The organism is Bacillus massilinigeriensis (assembly GCF_900117315.1).
GTDB classification, from domain to species: domain Bacteria; phylum Bacillota; class Bacilli; order Bacillales; family Cytobacillaceae; genus Bacillus_BE; species Bacillus_BE massilionigeriensis.
The window spans coordinates 731,640-751,754 of record NZ_LT630337.1 but is presented as its reverse complement, the minus strand read 5'-3'; the positions used below and the strand labels follow the sequence as shown (position 1 = coordinate 751,754).

Genomic DNA, 20,115 nt, shown 5'->3' with positions numbered 1-20,115 from the left:
TGATCATGGTCGTATGCTTTTAATAATAAAACGATCCCATTTATTCATTTGATTCGATCGAATATGGATTGCGACCTATACTCTTCCTCATTTCATCTGTCAATTGAAATGATTCCTTTATGATAGAGGAATACTCATTTGATTGATTATCAAGCTGGATACTTCCGTCATAATAAAATGGTTTTCCCTCCAAGTTCACTCACCTCCCCACACTTTACTCTTTCAATAAAATAATTTACCCAAAATTTAAACTAATTATCATGGATATATTATTTTCTACAAAACAATGAACAAACCCTTTTATAATGGCATTTTTTAAAAATGTAGTGATATACTGAGATAAAATTAGAAACATTATTCTTATATAACAAATGGCTACATACATATTTTTTTATAAATAGAGCATGACTAACTCTTGTACCTGAAATTTCTCCCCTTTCATGTATTTTTAGGATTTTTACTATAAATATATTGTTATTTATAATAATTTTAATTTAGTATTGATTTTAATTTAATATTTGTTATAATAAGAGTAACAAACGAGGAGGTAATACTTATGGATTTACAAACATCATTAAACTTACAAATTGCTAACTGGACTATTCTTTATACAAAGCTGCATCGCTTTCATTGGTATGTAAAGGGACCATTATTTTTCTCCTTACATGCAAAATTTGAAGAGTTATATGAAGAAGCAGCTACTGTAATTGATGAAACTGCAGAAAGCTTACTAGCAATTGGCGGTCAACCAATAGCTACACTAAAAGAATTCTTAGAAACAGCTACACTGACTGAAACTAATAATGAGAAAACATCAAAGGATATGGTTGCTTCATTAGTGAATGACTACCAAAAAATTAAAGAAGATTTAGTAGTGTTAGCCGACCTAGCTGAAAAAGCAAACAATCAAGTAATTAACGACCTTGCAGTTGGATTAATTGGAAAAATTGAAACACATGTTTGGATGTTAAATGCTTATTTAGGAGAATAACTATCCACTTTTTCAAAGTTAAACGAGGCTGTCCCATATGGTGCTTGGCACCTATGAGACAGCCTCGTTTTTTAGCTTTGCCGATTTTTAAAAACTTCAAATTTTCTATAATATTATATTAAAATAGTTATTTTATGAAAAATCAGAATAAAATACCATGGAAATTCATTTACATTGCTTAAAAAATACTTTTGTAATATCATAAAAGAGTTACTATCTTCACGTTAATAATTTTTTTAATATAGTTATTGTTAAATAAGGAGGTCCTTTAATGAAAAAAATCGGATTAGCATGGCAAATATTAATTGGTTTAGTACTCGGTGTGATTGTAGGTGCAATTTTTTATGGAAATCCACATATAGGTACTTATTTACAACCAATTGGTGATATATTCTTAAGACTAATTAAAATGATTGTTATTCCCATCGTGATATCAAGTATTATAGTTGGTGTTGCGAGTGTTGGAGATACCAAAAGTCTTGGAAGGCTTGGCGGGAAAACTCTCATTTATTTTGAAATTATTACAACCATTGCCATTATTGTAGGGCTTCTCTCAGCAAACATTTTTCAACCAGGTGCTGGAGTGGATATGCAGACCCTTCAAAAAACGGATATAAACTCATATGTTGATACAGCTGAAACAGTACAAAACCACGGATTTGCAGATACCATTGTTAACATCGTCCCAAGTAACATCTTTCAATCCTTTGTTCAAGGAGATATGCTAGCCATTATTTTCTTCTCTGTCCTATTTGGACTAGGGGTTGCTGCTATCGGTGAAAAAGGAAAGCCTGTTCTAAAGTTCTTCCAAGGTACTGCTGATACAATGTTCTATGTGACGAACGTAGTAATGAAATTTGCACCACTTGGTGTTTTTGCTCTTATCGGAATCACGGTGTCTAAGTTCGGGCTTGAATCCTTAATTCCACTTGGAAAGCTTGTGATTACAGTATACGGAGTCATGATCTTCTTTGTAGTTGTCGTACTTGGAATTGTAGCTAAAATCGTTGGAGTAAATATCTTTAAGTTTATTGGTCTACTAAAGGATGAGCTTATTTTAGCATACTCAACATCAAGCTCTGAAACGGTATTACCTAGGATTATGGAGAAAATGGAGAAATTCGGCTGTCCAAAATCAATTACCTCGTTCGTTGTTCCAACTGGATATTCCTTCAATTTAGATGGCTCCACTTTATATCAAGCCTTAGCGGCAATTTTTATAGCGCAAATGTATGGAATCGACTTATCAATTGGTCATCAATTATCACTGCTATTTGTATTGATGATTACTTCTAAAGGAATAGCCGGAGTACCTGGTGTATCCTTTGTTGTATTATTAGCAACACTAGGAACTGTAGGAATCCCCGTTGAAGGACTTGCTTTTATTGCTGGGATTGACCGTATCTTAGATATGGCCCGTACAGCAGTTAACGTAGTAGGAAATTCACTAGCTACAGTTGTTATTTCCAAATGGGAAGGTAAATTCCAAGCACCAGAGGAATTAGAATTAGAAGAGAATCCTAATTTTGATGATATGGTTACAGAATAATATAACTCTTAGAGAGGTTTGTTCATTGCGAACAAACCTCATTTTTTTATGAAGAAGAATAATCCTCCTTCTTTTGCCAAAAACTAAATATAAAAAAGTTTTGAGGTGATCTTGTTGGGTTTATTTAACCAAGTAAATTCTTGGATGAAAGCTCGAAACGAGCGGAGACTAGCAGATATGGAGGCAAAAGGAATTTGCCCTGACTGTTATGGAAAAGGGTATAATACCTATGCATTAAATGAATTCACTTATTCAAATTTATATGATTGCCCTGGATGTAGCGGAAGCGGATTATATACAGACTGGGCACAAAATAACCAGTTACAATAATGAAAGCTTTATGATTCCATGCTTTCTCCTATCCCCTTTTGCAATCACTTATTAGGCCTGCGAATGCACTTTTCTTGACAATATCCTGAATTATATTTATTTTTAATTTAGAAATATTATAAAAGGAGGCTTTACATAATGTTTGACGTAATTATTATTGGAGCAGGTCCAGCAGGTGCAAGCGCAGCATTGTTTACAGCTAAGGCCGGTAAGAAAACTCTATTAGTTGACGATGATAAAAGCATTACAAAAAGGGCATGGATTGAAAACCACTATGGCGTAATGGAGATAACAGGACCAGATCTTGTTAATATCGGTAAAGAACAAGCAAAAAAATTTGGTGCAGAGCTAGTCGAAGCGAAGGTAACCAATGTTAAAAAGGCTGAATCTGGATTAACAGTAGAAACAGATAATGGAACCTATGAAGGAACCCATGTCATTATTGCAACTGGTTTATTAACGGACCTTGCAAAGGAAATTGGTGTGAAAGTAAGACCAGGTACAGAACCAAGGGTTGCCACAATCATTGACGTAGATGCACAAGGCAAATCTAGCATTGACGGAATTTGGGCTGCAGGTGCTATTGCAGGGGTTAGTCTCCATACAATCATTACAGCAGGTGATGGTGCAAAGGTCGCTATTAACGTCATTAGTGAAATAAATGGTGAACGTTATGTAGACCATGATGTATTGAAGAAATAAAAAAGCCAGGCCTGTCCGCAATATTTGGACAGGCCATTTTTAATGACGAGGATAGTTACACCCTTTCAACCATTTACTTATAAAAATTTCATTGCTATAATTGGTATAGACAACTAGATGATAATAGAAATTGGTCTATAACACTCGAAAGGATGAATATCAATGAATAAAGATATTTTACTCAAAGGAATGCAAATCTATGCTGATCATCAATTTATAGAAAATGGATATATCAAAATTCAAAATGGAAAAATCTTAGAAATTGGACCAATCGAAACTCTAAAAACTTCCGATTCATTTGATATTATTGAACTTTCCCCAAGCTCTAAAGCAGTTCCAGGTTTCATTGATATGCATATCCACGGAGTCAACGGAGCCGATACTATGGACGCTACAATAAATGCCCTTAATACAATGGCTACCGCTCTTCCAAAGGAAGGTACTACAAGCTTTTTAGCCACCACCATTACTCAAGAAAAAGAAGCGATAGAGCGTGCACTAGGTAACGCTGCAGATTATATTCATCATCACCAAACTCAAGGAAAAGCGGAGATTCTTGGAGTCCATCTTGAGGGTCCATTTGTTAATAAAGCAATGGCAGGTGCTCAACCAAAAGATCATATTATTGATCCAGATATTGAAAAGATGAAAGAATGGCAAGCTTTATCAAAAGATCATATTAGACTTGTCACAATAGCTCCTGAACAGCCCAGTGCTATGGATTTAATTCGCTACTTAAAAGAGAACCAAATTATTGCATCCATTGGCCATTCAAATGCAACTTATGAGGAAGTGTCAAAGGCCATTGAAGCCGGAGCCTCCCATGTCACTCATCTTTTTAATCAAATGCGTGGTCTTCATCACCGTGAACCTGGGGTAGTTGGATCAGCTTTTTTAAGAGACGAACTAAATGTAGAAATGATTGTTGATGGAATCCATATCCTCCCTGAGGTTGTTAAAATTGCCTATAAGCAAAAACAAAAAGATGGATTAATTCTCATTACAGATGCCATGCGTGCAAAGTGTCTAGAGAATGGCACCTATGATCTTGGTGGACAAGAAGTAACTGTCAAGGATGGGAAGGCAGTTTTAAAAGATGGTACTCTAGCCGGAAGTATTCTGAAGCTAGGACAGGCCTTTAAAAATATCATTAGCTTTGCCGATTGTTCGATTGAAGACGCAATCACCATGGCTTCAGTTAATCCAGCGAAGGAATTAAATATTTATGATCGTAAAGGCAGCCTTGCTACTGGAAAGGATGCTGATATTGTCATTCTTGATGAAAATCTTGAGATTATGGCAACATTCTGTAGAGGACAACTTGCTTTTAATAACGGAGGTAACAAACAATGAAAGTGATTCAAGTTAAAGATTATGAAGAAATGAGTCGAGCTGCAGCTCAATATATTATCCAAAAGGTACAGCAAAATCCAAGTATTACTTTAGGGCTTGCAACCGGGGGCACACCGATTGGAACGTATCAACATCTAATTGAAGATCATCAGAAGAACCATACTTCATATCAAGGGGTAAAAACCTTTAATCTCGATGAATATATTGGCCTTTCAAATGATCACCCAAACAGCTACCATTATTATATGGATCAAGAGCTCTTTAATCATATAGATATTCAAAAGACAAATGTTCATATTCCACGTGGTGATCAAATGGATTACGAGAGAGAATGCTCCTATTATGAGGACCTAATTGAAGAAAACGAAGGAATTGATCTCCAAATTCTAGGAATTGGGAATAATGGTCACATAGGATTTAACGAGCCTGGGACATCTTTTCAATCAAAAACGCATCTTGTTAACCTTACGCCCTCCACAAGAGAAGCCAATGCAAGATATTTCAAATCAATAGAAGAGGTTCCTACTCAAGCCATTACAATGGGAATCGGAACCATCATGAAAAGCAAAGAAGTTTTGCTACTCATCTCAGGAGATAACAAGAAAGATGCACTCTTCAATCTATTACACGGAGAAATTAGTGAAAACTTCCCTGCATCTGTCCTAAGAAATCATCCATGTGTTACCATATTTGCAGATGAACAAGCCTTAAAGGATATCAAAATTAACGACAATTAACAATTAACGTAAGAAAAAGTTAAGGTCAAATCGTTAAATCAGAAAGGGGTTGACCTGCAGGATGATTAATAAAAATTCCCCTATCCCTATTTATTATCAATTAGAGGAACTCATTAAGGATTCGATTGAAAAAGGTGAGCTAAGGCCCGGGGACTCACTCCCCTCTGAAAGGGAATATGCAGAAAAATACCAAATAAGCAGAATGACGGTAAGACAAGCGTTCACCCAGCTCGTTAATGAGGGCTACTTACATCGCCTCCAAGGAAAGGGAACGTTTGTATCAGAGAGAAAGATTGAACAACCTCTTCAAGGTCTAACAAGTTTTACAGAGGATATGCGGAAAAGAGGAATGGAACCTGGAAGTGAGCTGTTAGACTTAAAGATTATTCCGGCACCGATTCAAATCGCTACCCAACTTTCTATTCAAGAATATGATCCCGTTTATGAAATCAAGCGAATAAGACTGGCAGACCAAGTCCCAATGGCTTTAGAAACTACTTATATTTCCGCCAACTTAGTAAAAGGAATTACGGAAGAAATCGTTCATCAATCTTTATACGCTCATATCGAGAGACAGTTGGTATTAAAAATCGATCATGCGACACAAGTAATTGAATCATCCATCGCCAGCCAAATAGAGGCGAGCTATTTAAACATTCATACTGGTGCTCCCATTATGCTAATTCAAAGGAATACCTTTCTTGAAGATAATACACCTGTTGAATTAGTGAAATCATCCTACAGAGCAGATCGGTATAAGTTTACCATCGAAATGAAACGATAAATAAGGGGGGTACCCTATGTTTGAATCTTTTATCCAAAAAATTCAACAATTAATATCATTAATTCAAATTAAAGAAAAAGAAAATATTAAAAAAGCTGCCCAAAAAATCTCAGATTGTATTCAACAGGATGGAGTGATTCATGTTTTCGGTTGTGGACATTCTCATATGCTGGGAGAGGAGCTTTTTTACCGAGCCGGAGGTCTTGTCCCCATTAACCCCATACTCGTTGAGGAATTGATGTTACATAAAGGGGCATTTAACTCATCAAAACTAGAACAAACCAATGATTACGCTAAGGAATTTATGAATGAGGTTCAAATCAAGCAGGGAGATATTGTAATAGTCACCTCGACATCCGGACGGAATCCCGTACCAATTGATGTTGCCCTCCTTTCTAAGAAAAAGGGAGCTTTTGTTATTGCAATTACCTCCCCTAAATATGCTGAAAACCAAACCTCTCGCCATGTAAACGGACAGTTCCTGTTTCAAACTGCTGATCTTACCATAGATAATCATATAGAGGTTGGAGATGTGCTTTTAAAGAGTGAAACAGAAGGAATGGCATTTGGATCAGGCTCTTCTATTATTGGAATGACTATCTTGAACGGAATAATAGTCGAGGCCATTGATCTCATGTTACAAAATCACTTTAGTCCACCTATTTTCAAAAGCAGTAATACTGATGGCGCAGGGGAACATAATCAAAAGTTAGTAGAGAAATATAAAAATCGTATCCCATTATTATTAAAAGAAAAATAATGAAAAAAAAAGGAAGCCCTTAATTGGTAAGCTTCCTTGTTGTATTTTTCCTTAGTTTTCGGCAAAATAAGGATTTAAATGAATCAATACCTCCTCAATATTATCGTATTGACCCATTAACGCCTCCTTTATCTGTCTCGATAAATCATGACCTTCCTTTATCGTTTTGCAATGATCAATGGATATTCGTAAATCAACCATTATGTAATGGCCATGCTCCCTTGCCCGAATACGGTCAATTCGCTTGACTTCATGAAATCCATTGATTAAGTTTATGTATTCATGAATCGTTTCAGCATCAATATTTCTCTCTAATAATATGTCAAATGCCTCTGTTAACATATCCTTTGCAATTTTGAAAATGAGGTATGCGACAAAAATGCTTGCTACCTTGTCACTATATAAAAGGATGTGAATATCTAGTCGATTTCCTATTATAGATAATAGAACCCCTACTGCCGCCGCAATAGATGCCACAATATCTGCTTTATGGTCAAAAGCTATTGCTTCGATTGCTTTACTATTTTGCTCCTTTGCAATATTTAATGAATACCTATATAAAAGTACCTTAGACACATAAGAAATGACGGCAACCCACATGGCAAGTATGCTTGGTGCCTCAATTGGATGAAAAAGTCCTACCACACCTTCATATACAACATAGAAGGAAACTAAAAACAGAAGAATCCCGACAACACCAGATACTATTACCTCGGCTTTTCCATGACCGTATGGATGATCCTCATCAGCAGGCTTATTGGCAATTTTTATCACTAATAAGACAATTAAAGAAGCTACTACATCTGCTGCTGAGTGAATTCCATCAGCAAACACAGCATCACTATGTCCAATCCACCCAACCACCATTTTCCCAACAGTTAAAGCCATATTACTCCATAAACTAATCCAAGCAACCTTTTTCGCAATAGATTCTCTTGCACTCATGTTATCACACCTTTAAAGATGAAATCTTTAACATCATATCAAAATGGAAGTTAGTGGGTCTAGAGCAAAAACTATCTTTATTAAACATTTTTTGAGAATAACAAACTTTTATGAACATGGTGGGAAAATCATCACAATCCTGTATATTAGTATAGTTTTACTTGACTCTTTTCATTGTTTTCAATTGGCATCTTTTTTATGAGAAGTTCAGAAAAATTTCCCTTCATAATTCTCTAGAATATTTTTCGTTTGCATTTTAATAACCATCATGTTATATTACTTCCTGTACTTAATGACCAATATCATCAATTAGTCATTTTTAAGAGGTGATGCCAATGGCAGTTGATAGAAAACAACAAATTATACAAGCCGCTACCAAATCCTTTTCCCTTTTTGGATACAAGGCTACAACGATGGATCAAGTGGCAAAGATCGCAAATGTTGGCAAAGGAACAATTTATACCTTCTTTAAAAATAAGGAGGATTTATTTGATGAAATTATTTCTTCCTTAATTTTAGAAATGAAAGCAGCAGCTGAGGAATCATTTGATGAGAATCTCTCATTTTATGAAAATGTTCATCGGGCTATTTATCGAATATTAGAGTTTCGAAAACAGCATCAGCTGACGATTAAATTATTTCAAGAAGAAAAAGAGATTGGTACGAAGGAAGTTCTTGAGGTTATTCAAAAAGTAGAGAATGCCATTGTGTCATTTATTCAAAATAAGGTACAAATGGCCATTGAAAACGGTGATATAAAAGAATGCAACACAGAATTAACCGCTTTTATTATGCTAAAAATGTATATCTCTCTTATTTTTGATTGGGAAAAGAATCATGAACCTCTTAAAAAAGACGAAATTGCAGAGTTATTCCAACTTTATTTATTCAAGGGATTATCTGTTTAAGATAGTCCTTTCATTTTCCATGAAATGACCAAATGAACAAAACGGTCAATTATTAAAGGAGGGGAATTTATGAGACATTCCTTAATAGGTGCAGAGATGAAGGAAATTTTCAACAATCGAAAAGTATTGATTCCTGTCCTTGCAGTATTAATTGTTCCTGTTTTATATGCAGGAATGTTCTTATGGGCATTTTGGGATCCTTATGCACATTTAGAAAATCTTCCAGTTGCCATTGTAAATAATGATACTGGTGCTAGCTTCGAGGGAAAGAATCTTGATATTGGGAAGGAATTGGTCAAGGAAATTAAGAAAAGTGATGAATTCCAATTTAATATTGTGAGTAAGGAAAAAGCATATGATGATTTAGAAAAGCAGAAATACTATATGGTTGTTGAAATACCAGAAAACTTCTCAGAAAATGCAACAACCTTACTCGATGACGAGCCAAAAAAATTGGAATTAAAATATGTACCTAATGAAGGATATAACTTCCTATCTGGGCAAATTGGGAACACAGCTATGCTAAAGATTCAAGCGTCCCTTCAGGAAAAGGTAACAAAAACATATACAGAAACAATTTTTGAAAAGGTTCAAGAAATGTCAGATGGGTTTAATCAGGCAAGTGATGGTTCTGGTCAATTAAATGATGGAGTTATCAAACTCTCGGACGGTGCTGAAAAAATAAAAGAGAACCTAACAACTCTAGCCGATAAGTCCATTGAATTTAAACAAGGTGTAGTAAAGGCTAGCGATGGATCTAGCGAGCTTGCCTCCGGTACCAAGGAGTTGAATTCTGGTATTGGGCAATTAAAGCAAGGTCATAACCAATTATTAGAAGGTACTAAAGCCACATTATCTGGAACGAATCAACTAGCTACTGGAATTGGCCAGGTACAAACAGGCTTAAATACAGTCGACACTAATATGAATGACCTGGTAACAGGTACAAAAGAAGCTAAAGCTGGAGTAGAGCAATTCAATAATAAGCTTCCTAAGCTAAAAAAGGCTACTGAAGATTTATCTGCTGGGGCTGCACAGCTTGATGCAGGAATTGACCAGCTAGAAATTGAACTTTCAACAAAGCTTGAAGAGGCTTCAAAACAACAGATGCAGCAATTAATGCCTTACCTGCAAAAAAGCATGACAACTGAACAACTAGCTGAATTACAAAATCAGTTAAAGATTCAAAACGAAAATATGCAAAAACAAATTGCTGGAGGCTTTGGTCAATTAAAGGATGGAAGTTCTAAACTAGCAGTGGGTACATCTCAAATGGAGGAAACGATCACTTCTGAGGTAAGTCCTAATATAACAAAATTAAATAATGGTTTAACCAAAATTTACAGCGGTGAAAAACAATTGAAGGCGGGCATACACAGTCTTGCAATTGGTTCATCAGACTTAAATTCTGGTGCTTTAAAATTACAATCAGGTGAAAAACAGCTTTTCACAGGTACTTCACTATTTAATGAAAAACTTAGCGAAGCTCAAAAAGGATCTGAAAAAGTCGTAAACGGAACTGAATCCCTAAGCAGTGGATTATCACAGCTAGCTGACGGGTCACAAAAGATTTCAGATGGCACACAAAAATTAGCTGATGGTTCAACCGAGTTAGCTTCTGGAACTACCCAATTAATGGACGGTTCAAATGAACTTCATAGCAAGTTAAAGGAAGCAGCAGACGAAACAAGCTCAGTAAAAGCAGAGGATAAAAACTTTGATATGATGGCTTCACCAGTTGAAGTAGACAATAACGGTGTTAATAAGGTCCCTAATTATGGAACTGGATTTTCACCATACTTCCTATCCCTTGGATTATTTGTAGGAGCACTTCTCATCTCGATTGTGTTCCCACTTGTCGAACCTGCCATAAGACCAAAGAATGGAATGAACTGGTTTACAAGTAAATTAGCTATTCTCACAGGGATTGGTATCATTCAAGCTCTGATTGCAGTGGCCATTATCTTACTCGGATTAAACCTTGAAGTAGAAAATTTACCATTGTTTATTCTGACTGCGATCATTACAAGTTTAACCTTTATGACCTTGATTCAAATGTTAGTTTCAATTCTAGGTGACCCAGGAAGATTTATTGCAATTTTAATTCTCATATTCCAATTAACAACTAGTGCAGGAACATTTCCATTAGAGTTAATACCGGAATCATTACAACCATTTAATGCCTTTTTACCAATGACTTATTCTGTTAGGGCATTTAAAGCAGCCATTTCTACAGGTGATATTTCCTATTTATGGCACAATGTATTTATTCTAGTAGGCTTTACTCTTGGATTTATCATAATAAGCATTATCTTCTTTAATGCTCTATTCAAAAGAAAATTCTCACATGTTGTGGAAGAAAATTAATTCACATTCTTTTTACAGAAAAGGGCTGTCCCAAAAGTTTTACTTTTTTTGGGACAGCCCTTTTCAATTCACCCTATTTTTGCAAAAATGATTTACCACGAAGACCTGTTCTTCGAATCTGGATCTCCACTTGAACCTGTAATTTAGCTTGAGCAAAATCCTCATTCCAATGATCCTTTACTCGATCAAATTGGTGCGGATTGCTTTTATATAATCTATCACCAAAACCATATATATCTGAACCATATTCCTCTTGAACAAAGCTAATTGATTGTTTCACCTTGTTTGCTACATTTTTAGAAACCATCTTTTCATATTTTTGTAGAGTCTCTATCTTATCTATTGGATCCGTACACTCTGTTCCCTCTAAGTCCCCTTCCCCCGATGTTTTAATTGATATAACAGGCTTTCCATTTTTATAGAAAACCTTTATTTTTGATTTAAATCTTCGAAGGCGGAAATTTGCGTGCTTATCCCCTGAACACGGTACAGATATCGATGTTTTTTCCAGCTTGTTTTGTGTCATTAAATAAACGGCTGTATCCTCCACCCCTAGTCTACCTACAAGTTTATTATCCTTAAAAACCGCCAATCCATCTAGTTCCACAAAGGCATCTGGTGTCACTTTCTGCATATTCTCAACTGACTTTCCCTTTTCTGAATCCCCCTTGACTTTCAATGTTGCAGTTACAGGTTCTCTTCCTGGGGACCCATAGGCATCGATTAAATCCATTAATCTGACAGACGGATCCCCTCCCCACTCCTCTAAAAAGGCTTGCGCCTGAGCAAATATTTTTTGTGTAGATACTTTCTGAATAGGATAATTAATACGTAAAACCTCTTCAGCAGGTCGCTCCTCAACAACAATCAAATTAAAATTATTACGGATTTCCCGATCTCGGTCCAAAAAATCAAGTATTTCAAACAGACCTTCCTTAGCAATTTCTTCACTAATTAATACCACTCTCATGTGCGAATAAATGGGCCTTCTTGAAAAGACCATATTTGCCTTATGAGCCATCTCAGCGATTGAATCCCCCTCCATTGAAAATGCTACACTTGGGGTATTCCCTGATCCTACCTTAATACCCAGTTCTCCTGGATTTAGTCCTTCCATTGTTAATTTATATTTTTTTTCATCCCCCTTATCGACAGCTAAACCAGTAATAACGGAGATTTCATTTAGTTCTTTTAAATCCCAACACCCGGATAATAAACTAACCATAATAAGAGGGATGAATAATCTCTTTATTATTATCATATTAATTCTCCCCTTTAAGCGGAGGTGGTGTTGGAGAAGATTTTTCCTTTTGTTTTTTAGCATCCTTTGTTTGTAAATAGGTAGGTCTATATTGGTTTGCCCAATAAGGAAGTCGCAGGAAAATATCTTCTTGGTCTTTTACTCTAAATGGCGTAACTGGTGTTAGATAGGCTACACCAAAGGACCTCAAACTATTTAAATGTCCAATCATCAACATGAGCCCTATCATCATTCCAAAGAAGCCTAATGACCCAGCTAATATTATAAAAGAAAACCTTAAAATCCTTGATGCAATTGCAAAACTATAGATAGGCGCTACAAAACTTGCAATGGCGGTTAGCGATACAATGATGACCATGACATTAGATATAATCCCCGCTTCGACTGCCGCTTGTCCAATGACCAAGCCTCCTACAATGGATACGGTTTGTCCAACCGCTCTCGGCATTCGTACACCGGCCTCTCTTAATATTTCAAAGGTTAATTCCATAATGATTGCTTCCACAACAGCAGGAAATGGTACATTTTCTCTTTGTGAAATAATATTGATAAGGAGAGTCGTTGGAATCATCTCGTGATGGAAAGTAATAATCGCAACATAAAATGACGGCAGTAATAATGCAAGCAAAAATGAAAAATACCTTAATAACCGAATAAAGCTTCCCATGAAATATGGCTGATAATAATCCTCTGATGTAGAAAAAAAGTCAGTAAAATTGGCTGGAGCAGATAAAACGAATGGGGTTCCATCAACAAATATGGCCACTTTTCCTGTTAAGATATGTGAAGCGATTGTATCTGGTCTTTCTGTATTAAAAAGTAATGGAAATGGGGTAAACGTTTTATCGGCAATTAATTCTTCAATATTATTGGATTCAAAAATTGCAAATACATCGATATCCTTTATTCGTTTTTTTACCTCTGCAAGTAAGTCATTATTGATGATATTCTCCATGTAAGCAACGACCACTTCTGTTGAACTATCATTACCGATGATATAACTATCAAAGCAAAGATGTGGGCTTTTAATCCTTTTCCTTAATAATCCAAGATTTGTATACAAATCTTCAATAAAGCCATCCTTTGGTCCCCTAATCGTTGTTTGAGTAGAAGGTTCATTAATTGAACGCTTATCGCTCGACGGGATACTGATGGCAATTGCCTTTCTACAGCCTTCTATCAATAATATGGCATACCCATTTAAGATATCCGTAGCTGCATCCCCAAAGTTAGTAACTGTTTTTATTTCTCCTCCAGAAAAAATATTTTCTATCATTTTAAACGGCAAATCATGCTTTATCTCTTTAGAGCTGGTTATAACTAGACTTAAAGGATGAAGTATTTTTTCAGCCATTTTCGTTGAATCAATCATTGTCTTTAAGTAACATAGCTTCCCCGGATTTGAGACAACCTTCACATCTATAGCCATAAAATCAATTGTTTTATGAAAAATACTTTCTATCTCCTCTTTGTTTTTTTCTAGAGAACTTGAAAGATCATTTTTTTTATACCTATCTAGATCCTCTTTTGTCTCATGCATTTTCTGAGGAGGGGTTTTGTCTCTGCTCTTTTTTCTTCTGTTGATTTTTATCAATCGATTTACCTCCTTTCCTACTTTTTATCAATAAAATGATAAAAACGATTGCGGGAAGCACATATTGCATTGGTATATGAAGGTAAATTGGGACAATTTTTACCCCTTCATAAATATGTTCATCAAAATTATTTGCAATGAAAATAGAAAGGGGGGCAATAAGCATTGCAACCGGAAATGAAAAATAGCGAAAAGGGAGATTATAAGAGAATTCTAGTCCCTTGATTACACAATAAAAATAAATAGAGGCCTTTACAAAAACCCCAAGCATAACAATAAAAACCACCAATGCATCCAAACGTTCAACAAATTGGGCAATCGCGATTTCCCTTGCAGACATCAAAAGTGGGAAGGTTGTTCTCGCATATGTCTCGGCGCCCAAAACGGAAATATTTAATAGACCATGATACGTAATGGTCATTCCGGCTAATAAAACAGCAATGACGGCATACTTTTTTCCTTTTTGAATCTCTCTTACCTGGTGCATCACCACTGTAAAAACAATCAATTCCCCGAAAGGGAAGGTCATTAGCCTCGGAAAAACTCCTTTGATAATCGGGGTCATCCCATTATAAAAAATTGGTTTTAAATTATTAATCTCAATGCTTTTGTTAATGAAAAGAAATAACGTAATCAAAACTAAGAATACGATAATGTATGGCGTAAATGTCTCCGCTGTTCTGGCAAAAACCTCAAATCCACAATATACAATGTAGGCGACAACAATCATAAATATTATGGTCGTGAATTCAATCGGTGTATTTGGAAGGACCACTGTTACGAGTAATTCAGCAAAATCTCTCAAAACTCTTGCACCTATATAAAGGAAATATACGATATATACTTGTGCAATAATTTTTGCCAAAACCTTTCCAAAGCAAATCTGCAGTAAATCATAAAGATTATTACCTGGAAAGCGCCTAATCATCTCGTGATACATGGCCATCAAGCCCATACCAATCACTGTGGCTAATATCATAGAGAGCCAAACATCCTGTTTCGCTTCTGTTCCTAATCCAACCACAGCAGCAGTTCCAATCTCAAAAACTATAATTAGCAGGCAAAATTGAATGAGTGAAATCTCTTCCTTTGAATCAGGAACCAATTCATTCACCCCTCTTTTTTCTTGGATGCTTTCTTCCTAAGGCGAAAGTCAACGATAAATGAGTATATAAAGCTTATTAATATGGCAAAAAGTGAATATAAATTTCCAGTATTATACTTATAATCTCGCCAGTTCTCCATTACCGCATGGAACTGAAAATGACTGACGATTAAGTCCATAACAACGATTAATATCATGGTTAAAAAAAATAGCAACATCAATCCAAAGGTTACCAAACCATTCACCGCACTTTTTCTAATTCTTTCCTCCGTTATTATTTTTTACATTTACTAAAGTTATGCAATAAATGAATAGATTGGAGTTAGAAATATTCTGCATAAAAATATATTTAGGAATAACAATAAACTATAGATAATTTTCTGGAGGATTTTGTTATGGATACGCATCATGTGAGGTTATCAAGCGCAGAGATCGGGGGACTTTGGGAAACATACACCCTCGATAGTGCCATTATTTGCTTATTAAAATATTGTTTACACCATGCTAAAGATGAGGAAATAAAAGGAATCGTAAAGAAGACCATTGAATTGGCCCAAAATCATTTAAACGATGTAAAAGAGATTTTTATGAAGGAACATATAGTCGTCCCTAATGGTTTTACGGATGATGATATTAATCTTTCTGCCCCCCCACTCTTTTATGAGACCTATTCAATAAGCTGTGTATATATGGTTTTACGGATGAGCATCATTAATTTCAGCTTCACAATAGCCAATGTTGCTCGTCCGGACATATTAGACTTTTTTTCAAGATGCATAAGAGAAGATACAAAGAACTTTAATGAGGTTGTAAACCTTATGCTGTCAAAAGGCCTTTATGATCGACCGCCAATGATTCCATATCCTAAAGAAAAAGAGTATATCAAGAAGAAAAATTATATTTTTAAATCGATTGGTGAAAAAAGACCCTTAAATGCATTAGAATTGTCTGAGGTATTCTTCAATATTGAACGGAATTATTTTGCTGTAATACTTTGTATGGGGTTATTACAGGTGGTAAAGGATAAGAAATTTAAATCCTTTATCTCAGAGGGGAAGGAAATCTCGGAAAAACAAATCAATTATTTAAATGATTTACTAAAAGATGAAAATCTTCTAGGGATAGTTTCTGTAAATGTAGAAGTGACAGATTCCACAGAATCTCCATTTTCTGACCGGTTAATTATTGCCCTTTTTACCCTTCTTAATGGGTTAGATATCACTTTACTCGGCCAGGCATTATCTAAGTCTTTGAGAGCAGATTTGTCTGCCTTTTACAGCAAAACCATAGCTGAGATCCTCCTTTATTCTGTTAAGGGCTTTAATCTTATGGTTGAACATGGGTGGATGGAAGAGCCACCACATGCCCCTAACCGCCATATCGATTAAACTAAATATCTGCATCTCATAAAGATGAAGTCTTCTTTATGGGATACAGATTTTCCTTATTTTAAACAAGACTTTACTGAACGATCTATTATTTAATCACATTCTATATGAGATAAAACTTGATTCAAAATGGTAATAACATGCTCATCATCATATGTGTAATAGAATGTATTTCCTTCTCGTCTGTATTTTACAAGTCGTAAATTCCTCAAAAAGCTAAGCTGATGAGATACAGCCGATTGGGTCATTTCTAATACTTCTGTAATATGATTTACCGAGCATTCCTCTTGTGAAAGCAAATATAAAATTTTAATTCTTGTCGGGTCTGCCAGAGCTTTAAAGATTCGAGAAGCCTCATCTACTGTTTCCTGGGCTAAAAATGAATGGTCCCTCTGCTGCATCAAGTATTCCTCACTTTCTTTTTTCTCCTTCTATTTTAATAGATCCATAACAGCTTATGTAAATTAAAAAATGAAGGATGCGTTGCTTAATAATAACATAACACTGACATTTCTATGTATTGGATTGTTTCTTTAATTCCGGCATTTTCAAATAAGTCAACCATCTCCAAAACCATTCCAATGGACCAAAGTGAAAATAGCGAAGCCATACTGTGCTAAAAAGGAGTTGAATGAAATAAATCAGAATACAAAGATAGAGCGTTTCGATAAAACCAACATTGCCCTTTAAGGAGAAAATATTACCTACCAATACGAGTAAGACTGTTTGCATAATATAATTAGTTAATGACATTCTTCCATAGTATTTTAGAGGGGACAAAAGATTTTGAGCCGACGGTTTTCGCAAAAGCAAAATAAGAAGTCCCACATAAAAGGCAGAAAGAACAGGTCCAACCATAATACCGATATTTAAAAACGTACTTACGATTATTCTTTTCCCGCTATCCACTTCATTTAGATGGAACCCATCAAACGGAGTAGAAGGAACATGCTGGAATTGATAAGAAATCCCTATGATACTCATAATTAACATGATTGTTGTAAAAAAAACCAAGCTCTTCATCTTTTTGGTAATATTTTCAAAAACGTGGTACTGTCCAGCTGTAAAACCTAACAATATCATTGGTAACGGCAAGAGAACCTTTACTGCTAAAATGCTAAAGCCAATGAGCAAAATGATTCCAATGACGAGATTAATTTCTCTTTTAATCTTATTAAAAGGTAAAACAATAAGCCCGCAAAAAGCATAAACAGTCAATGCCTCTCCTGGGTGAAAGATAGAATGAATCAATCCAAAAGCAAACATCCAAGCAATTCTACGCAAGAACAGGATTACTCCATTATTTCCTTTTGCATAGGCACGTGAAATAAAGATATAAAAGCCAACACCGAATAAGAAGGAGAATATGGTATAGAATCTACCCTCAATAAAAAGATAGAGAAACCTTTGATATAAGGCATCAATTGAATGTTCTTCTGGTAAACGTGCATCGAGTAAATAAACACTATTTATAAGAATAATTCCCAAGAGAGCAAATCCTCTTAAATAATCAAGTGAATCTATTCGTTTATTTAAGTCTATCGATTCCATGGTCACCATCCTTTTAAAAGGCCTCACCCATTTTCCGTATTACTCAATTATACACAAATAAGGCTGCCCCGAAAGCAAAGGTGCCAGGCACCAATGGGACAGCCCTATTTTATTTAAGATTATTCATTTAAATGAGAATACGATGTGGTAAGACTCAATTACTTTACTTCCCGTGGTATTGAAAGTCCAAGCCCCTCAGCCACCCTTAGTCCGTACTCTTGATCTGCTTTATAGAAATGAGCAATTTGGCGGAGTTTAATTTCTTCTTTCTCCACTGGCTTCATTGCTGCAACAATCGTTTCTACAAGTCTAGCACGCTCTTCTACACTCATTAACCGATATAAGTCGCCCGCTTGAGTGTAATGGTCGTCACTATCATATGCAACCTGTTCAGCAACACCCGATACAACAAATGGAGTTGTTTTATCAGATACAGATTCCTGAGGACCACCATAGCTGTTTGGTTCATAGTAAACAGAGCCTCCACCATTTCCATCAAATCGCATTTGACCATCACGTTGATAGTTTTGATAACCTGACTTTGGTCGGTTAATTGGCAGATGATTATGGTTAACTCCTACACGATAACGATGCGCATCAGCATAGGCAAACAAGCGGCCTTGTAGCATTTTATCAGGAGAAGGCTCAATTCCAGGTACCATTGTTCCAGGTGAGAATGTCGCTTGCTCCACTTCTGCAAAGTAATTCTCTGGATTTTTATTTAAAACCATACGTCCTACTTCAATTAATGGATAGTCCTTATGAGACCAGACCTTTGTAACATCGAATGGATCAAATCGATAAGTATTTGCATCCTCTATAGGCATCATTTGTACATGAAGAGTCCATGATGGATAATCACCATTTTCAATCGCATTAAACAAATCCTCTGTATGGAAGTCAGGATTTTCACCTGCAAGCTTAGCAGCCACTTCATTTGTCATATTCTTGACACCTTGATCTGTTTTAAAGTGATATTTCACCCATACCGCTTCTCCATCTTCATTCACCCATTTAAAGGTATGGCTTCCATATCCATTCATATGTCGGAAGGTCGCAGGGATTCCACGATCCCCCATTAGATAGGTAACTTGATGTAGTGATTCTGGTGATAATGACCAGAAATCCCATATAGCCGTAGGATTTTTCAAATGTGTTTGAGGATCTCTTTTTTGAGTATGGATGAAATCAGGGAATTTAATAGCATCACGAATGAAGAATATTGGGGTGTTATTTCCAACAAGATCATAGTTCCCATCTTCTGTATAAAATTTCACAGCAAACCCTCTCGGATCACGAACCGTATCACTAGAACCAAGTTCACCCGCAACTGTTGAGAATCGGATAAACATTGGAGTGCGCTTTCCTACCCCATTGAATAGCTTAGCTTTTGTATATTTAGACATGTCATTAGTGACTTCAAAATAGCCATGTGCCCCTGCACCCTTCGCGTGTACAACACGTTCAGGCACACGTTCTCTATTAAAATGTGCTAATTTCTCAAGTAGGTGAACATCCTGTAGTAAAGTAGGTCCTCGTGAACCAGCAGTCATCGAATTTTGATTATCTCCAACAGGTGCTCCCCAACTCGTAGTTAGTTTGTTTTTACTTGTACTCATTTAAGACATCACCTCATATATTTTATAGAAAACCCCTTACTCTAAATACAATGATAACATTTATCATTCAAAAATCAATACTATTTTATAATTATTTTAATAAAGTAATAATAATAATTAAAAAAATAAGGCAACAGCAGTTACGCTGGTTGCCTTATTTTCATGCCTTGT

The 20,115-nt window shown here is 35.7% G+C and carries 20 protein-coding genes; 11 read left to right on the top strand and 9 right to left on the bottom strand.

The window, feature by feature from the left end; all coding sequences use genetic code 11:
- Positions 1-40: 40 nt before the first annotated feature.
- Positions 41-193, bottom strand: coding sequence for a hypothetical protein (locus tag BQ6100_RS21410; RefSeq protein WP_173719808.1), 153 nt, complete (start codon positions 191-193; stop codon positions 41-43).
- Between the two features lie 363 nt (positions 194-556).
- Between BQ6100_RS21410 and BQ6100_RS03815 the strand changes: the two genes are divergently transcribed.
- The 8 genes from BQ6100_RS03815 to BQ6100_RS03780 all read left to right on the top strand — a co-directional run bounded on the left by BQ6100_RS03815 (position 557) and on the right by BQ6100_RS03780 (position 7,206).
- A complete protein-coding gene (locus tag BQ6100_RS03815; protein ID WP_075980454.1) occupies positions 557-991 on the top strand; it encodes a Dps family protein in 435 nt (144 codons plus the stop codon).
- A 271-nt stretch (positions 992-1,262) separates the two neighbouring features.
- A complete protein-coding gene (locus tag BQ6100_RS03810) occupies positions 1,263-2,540 on the top strand; it encodes a cation:dicarboxylate symporter family transporter (protein ID WP_075980453.1) in 1,278 nt (425 codons plus the stop codon).
- A 144-nt stretch (positions 2,541-2,684) separates the two neighbouring features.
- A complete protein-coding gene (locus BQ6100_RS03805) occupies positions 2,685-2,870 on the top strand; it encodes a methionine aminopeptidase (RefSeq protein WP_097677940.1) in 186 nt (61 codons plus the stop codon).
- Between the two features lie 138 nt (positions 2,871-3,008).
- Positions 3,009-3,572, top strand: a complete 564-nt coding sequence (locus tag BQ6100_RS03800) for an FAD-dependent oxidoreductase (protein ID WP_075980451.1) — start codon at positions 3,009-3,011, stop codon at positions 3,570-3,572.
- 162 nt (positions 3,573-3,734) lie between these two features.
- Positions 3,735-4,925: an N-acetylglucosamine-6-phosphate deacetylase gene (gene nagA / locus BQ6100_RS03795; RefSeq protein WP_075980450.1), complete on the top strand. Its 1,191-nt coding sequence runs from the start codon at positions 3,735-3,737 to the stop codon at positions 4,923-4,925.
- On the top strand, positions 4,922-5,662 hold the full coding sequence (gene nagB, locus BQ6100_RS03790) for a glucosamine-6-phosphate deaminase (protein WP_075980449.1): 741 nt from the start codon (positions 4,922-4,924) through the stop codon (positions 5,660-5,662). The genes nagA and nagB overlap by 4 nt, the downstream gene beginning before the upstream one ends.
- Before the next feature lie 61 nt (positions 5,663-5,723).
- The gene (locus tag BQ6100_RS03785) at positions 5,724-6,446 is read left to right on the top strand and encodes a GntR family transcriptional regulator (protein ID WP_075980448.1); all 723 of its coding nucleotides are present in this window, start codon (positions 5,724-5,726) and stop codon (positions 6,444-6,446) included.
- Between the two features lie 16 nt (positions 6,447-6,462).
- Entirely contained in the window at positions 6,463-7,206 is a 744-nt protein-coding gene (locus BQ6100_RS03780) for an SIS domain-containing protein (RefSeq protein WP_075980447.1), read from the top strand.
- Between the two features lie 51 nt (positions 7,207-7,257).
- Here BQ6100_RS03780 and BQ6100_RS03775 read toward each other — a convergent pair whose 3' ends face one another.
- Positions 7,258-8,151, bottom strand: coding sequence for a cation diffusion facilitator family transporter (locus tag BQ6100_RS03775; RefSeq protein ID WP_075980446.1), 894 nt, complete (start codon positions 8,149-8,151; stop codon positions 7,258-7,260).
- 335 nt (positions 8,152-8,486) lie between these two features.
- Here BQ6100_RS03775 and BQ6100_RS03770 point away from each other — a divergent pair, with 335 nt between their 5' ends.
- Together BQ6100_RS03770 and BQ6100_RS03765 are read left to right on the top strand one after the other, a co-directional pair.
- Positions 8,487-9,059: a TetR/AcrR family transcriptional regulator gene (locus BQ6100_RS03770; protein ID WP_075980445.1), complete on the top strand. Its 573-nt coding sequence runs from the start codon at positions 8,487-8,489 to the stop codon at positions 9,057-9,059.
- Between the two features lie 69 nt (positions 9,060-9,128).
- A complete protein-coding gene (locus tag BQ6100_RS03765) occupies positions 9,129-11,426 on the top strand; it encodes a YhgE/Pip domain-containing protein (protein WP_075980444.1) in 2,298 nt (765 codons plus the stop codon).
- Between the two features lie 73 nt (positions 11,427-11,499).
- Here BQ6100_RS03765 and BQ6100_RS03760 read toward each other — a convergent pair whose 3' ends face one another.
- Genes BQ6100_RS03760 through BQ6100_RS21170 form a run of 4 tightly spaced genes read right to left on the bottom strand, consistent with a single transcriptional unit; the run spans position 11,500 to position 15,604 of the window.
- Complete coding sequence (locus BQ6100_RS03760; RefSeq protein WP_075980443.1) at positions 11,500-12,687, bottom strand: Ger(x)C family spore germination protein; 1,188 nt, start codon at positions 12,685-12,687, stop codon at positions 11,500-11,502.
- 1 nt (position 12,688) lies between these two features.
- Entirely contained in the window at positions 12,689-14,281 is a 1,593-nt protein-coding gene (locus BQ6100_RS03755) for a spore germination protein (protein ID WP_075980442.1), read from the bottom strand.
- The gene (locus tag BQ6100_RS03750; RefSeq protein WP_159433125.1) at positions 14,220-15,395 is read right to left on the bottom strand and encodes a GerAB/ArcD/ProY family transporter; all 1,176 of its coding nucleotides are present in this window, start codon (positions 15,393-15,395) and stop codon (positions 14,220-14,222) included. Before BQ6100_RS03750 ends, BQ6100_RS03755 begins: the two co-directional genes overlap by 62 nt.
- On the bottom strand, positions 15,392-15,604 hold the full coding sequence (locus tag BQ6100_RS21170) for a hypothetical protein (protein WP_159433124.1): 213 nt from the start codon (positions 15,602-15,604) through the stop codon (positions 15,392-15,394). The genes BQ6100_RS03750 and BQ6100_RS21170 overlap by 4 nt, the downstream gene beginning before the upstream one ends.
- A 177-nt stretch (positions 15,605-15,781) precedes the next feature.
- Here BQ6100_RS21170 and BQ6100_RS03740 point away from each other — a divergent pair, with 177 nt between their 5' ends.
- The gene (locus BQ6100_RS03740) at positions 15,782-16,774 is read left to right on the top strand and encodes a DUF3231 family protein (protein WP_075980439.1); all 993 of its coding nucleotides are present in this window, start codon (positions 15,782-15,784) and stop codon (positions 16,772-16,774) included.
- Positions 16,775-16,866: 92 nt separating this feature from the next.
- Here the strand turns inward: BQ6100_RS03740 and BQ6100_RS03735 are convergent, their stop codons facing one another.
- From BQ6100_RS03735 to katA, 3 genes are all read right to left on the bottom strand, one after another.
- Complete coding sequence (locus BQ6100_RS03735) at positions 16,867-17,175, bottom strand: ArsR/SmtB family transcription factor (protein ID WP_075980438.1); 309 nt, start codon at positions 17,173-17,175, stop codon at positions 16,867-16,869.
- A gap of 112 nt (positions 17,176-17,287) precedes the next feature.
- Positions 17,288-18,325, bottom strand: a complete 1,038-nt coding sequence (locus tag BQ6100_RS03730) for a DUF418 domain-containing protein (protein WP_075980437.1) — start codon at positions 18,323-18,325, stop codon at positions 17,288-17,290.
- A gap of 158 nt (positions 18,326-18,483) precedes the next feature.
- Entirely contained in the window at positions 18,484-19,944 is a 1,461-nt protein-coding gene (katA, locus tag BQ6100_RS03725; RefSeq protein ID WP_075980436.1) for a catalase KatA, read from the bottom strand.
- Positions 19,945-20,115 lie beyond the last annotated feature (171 nt).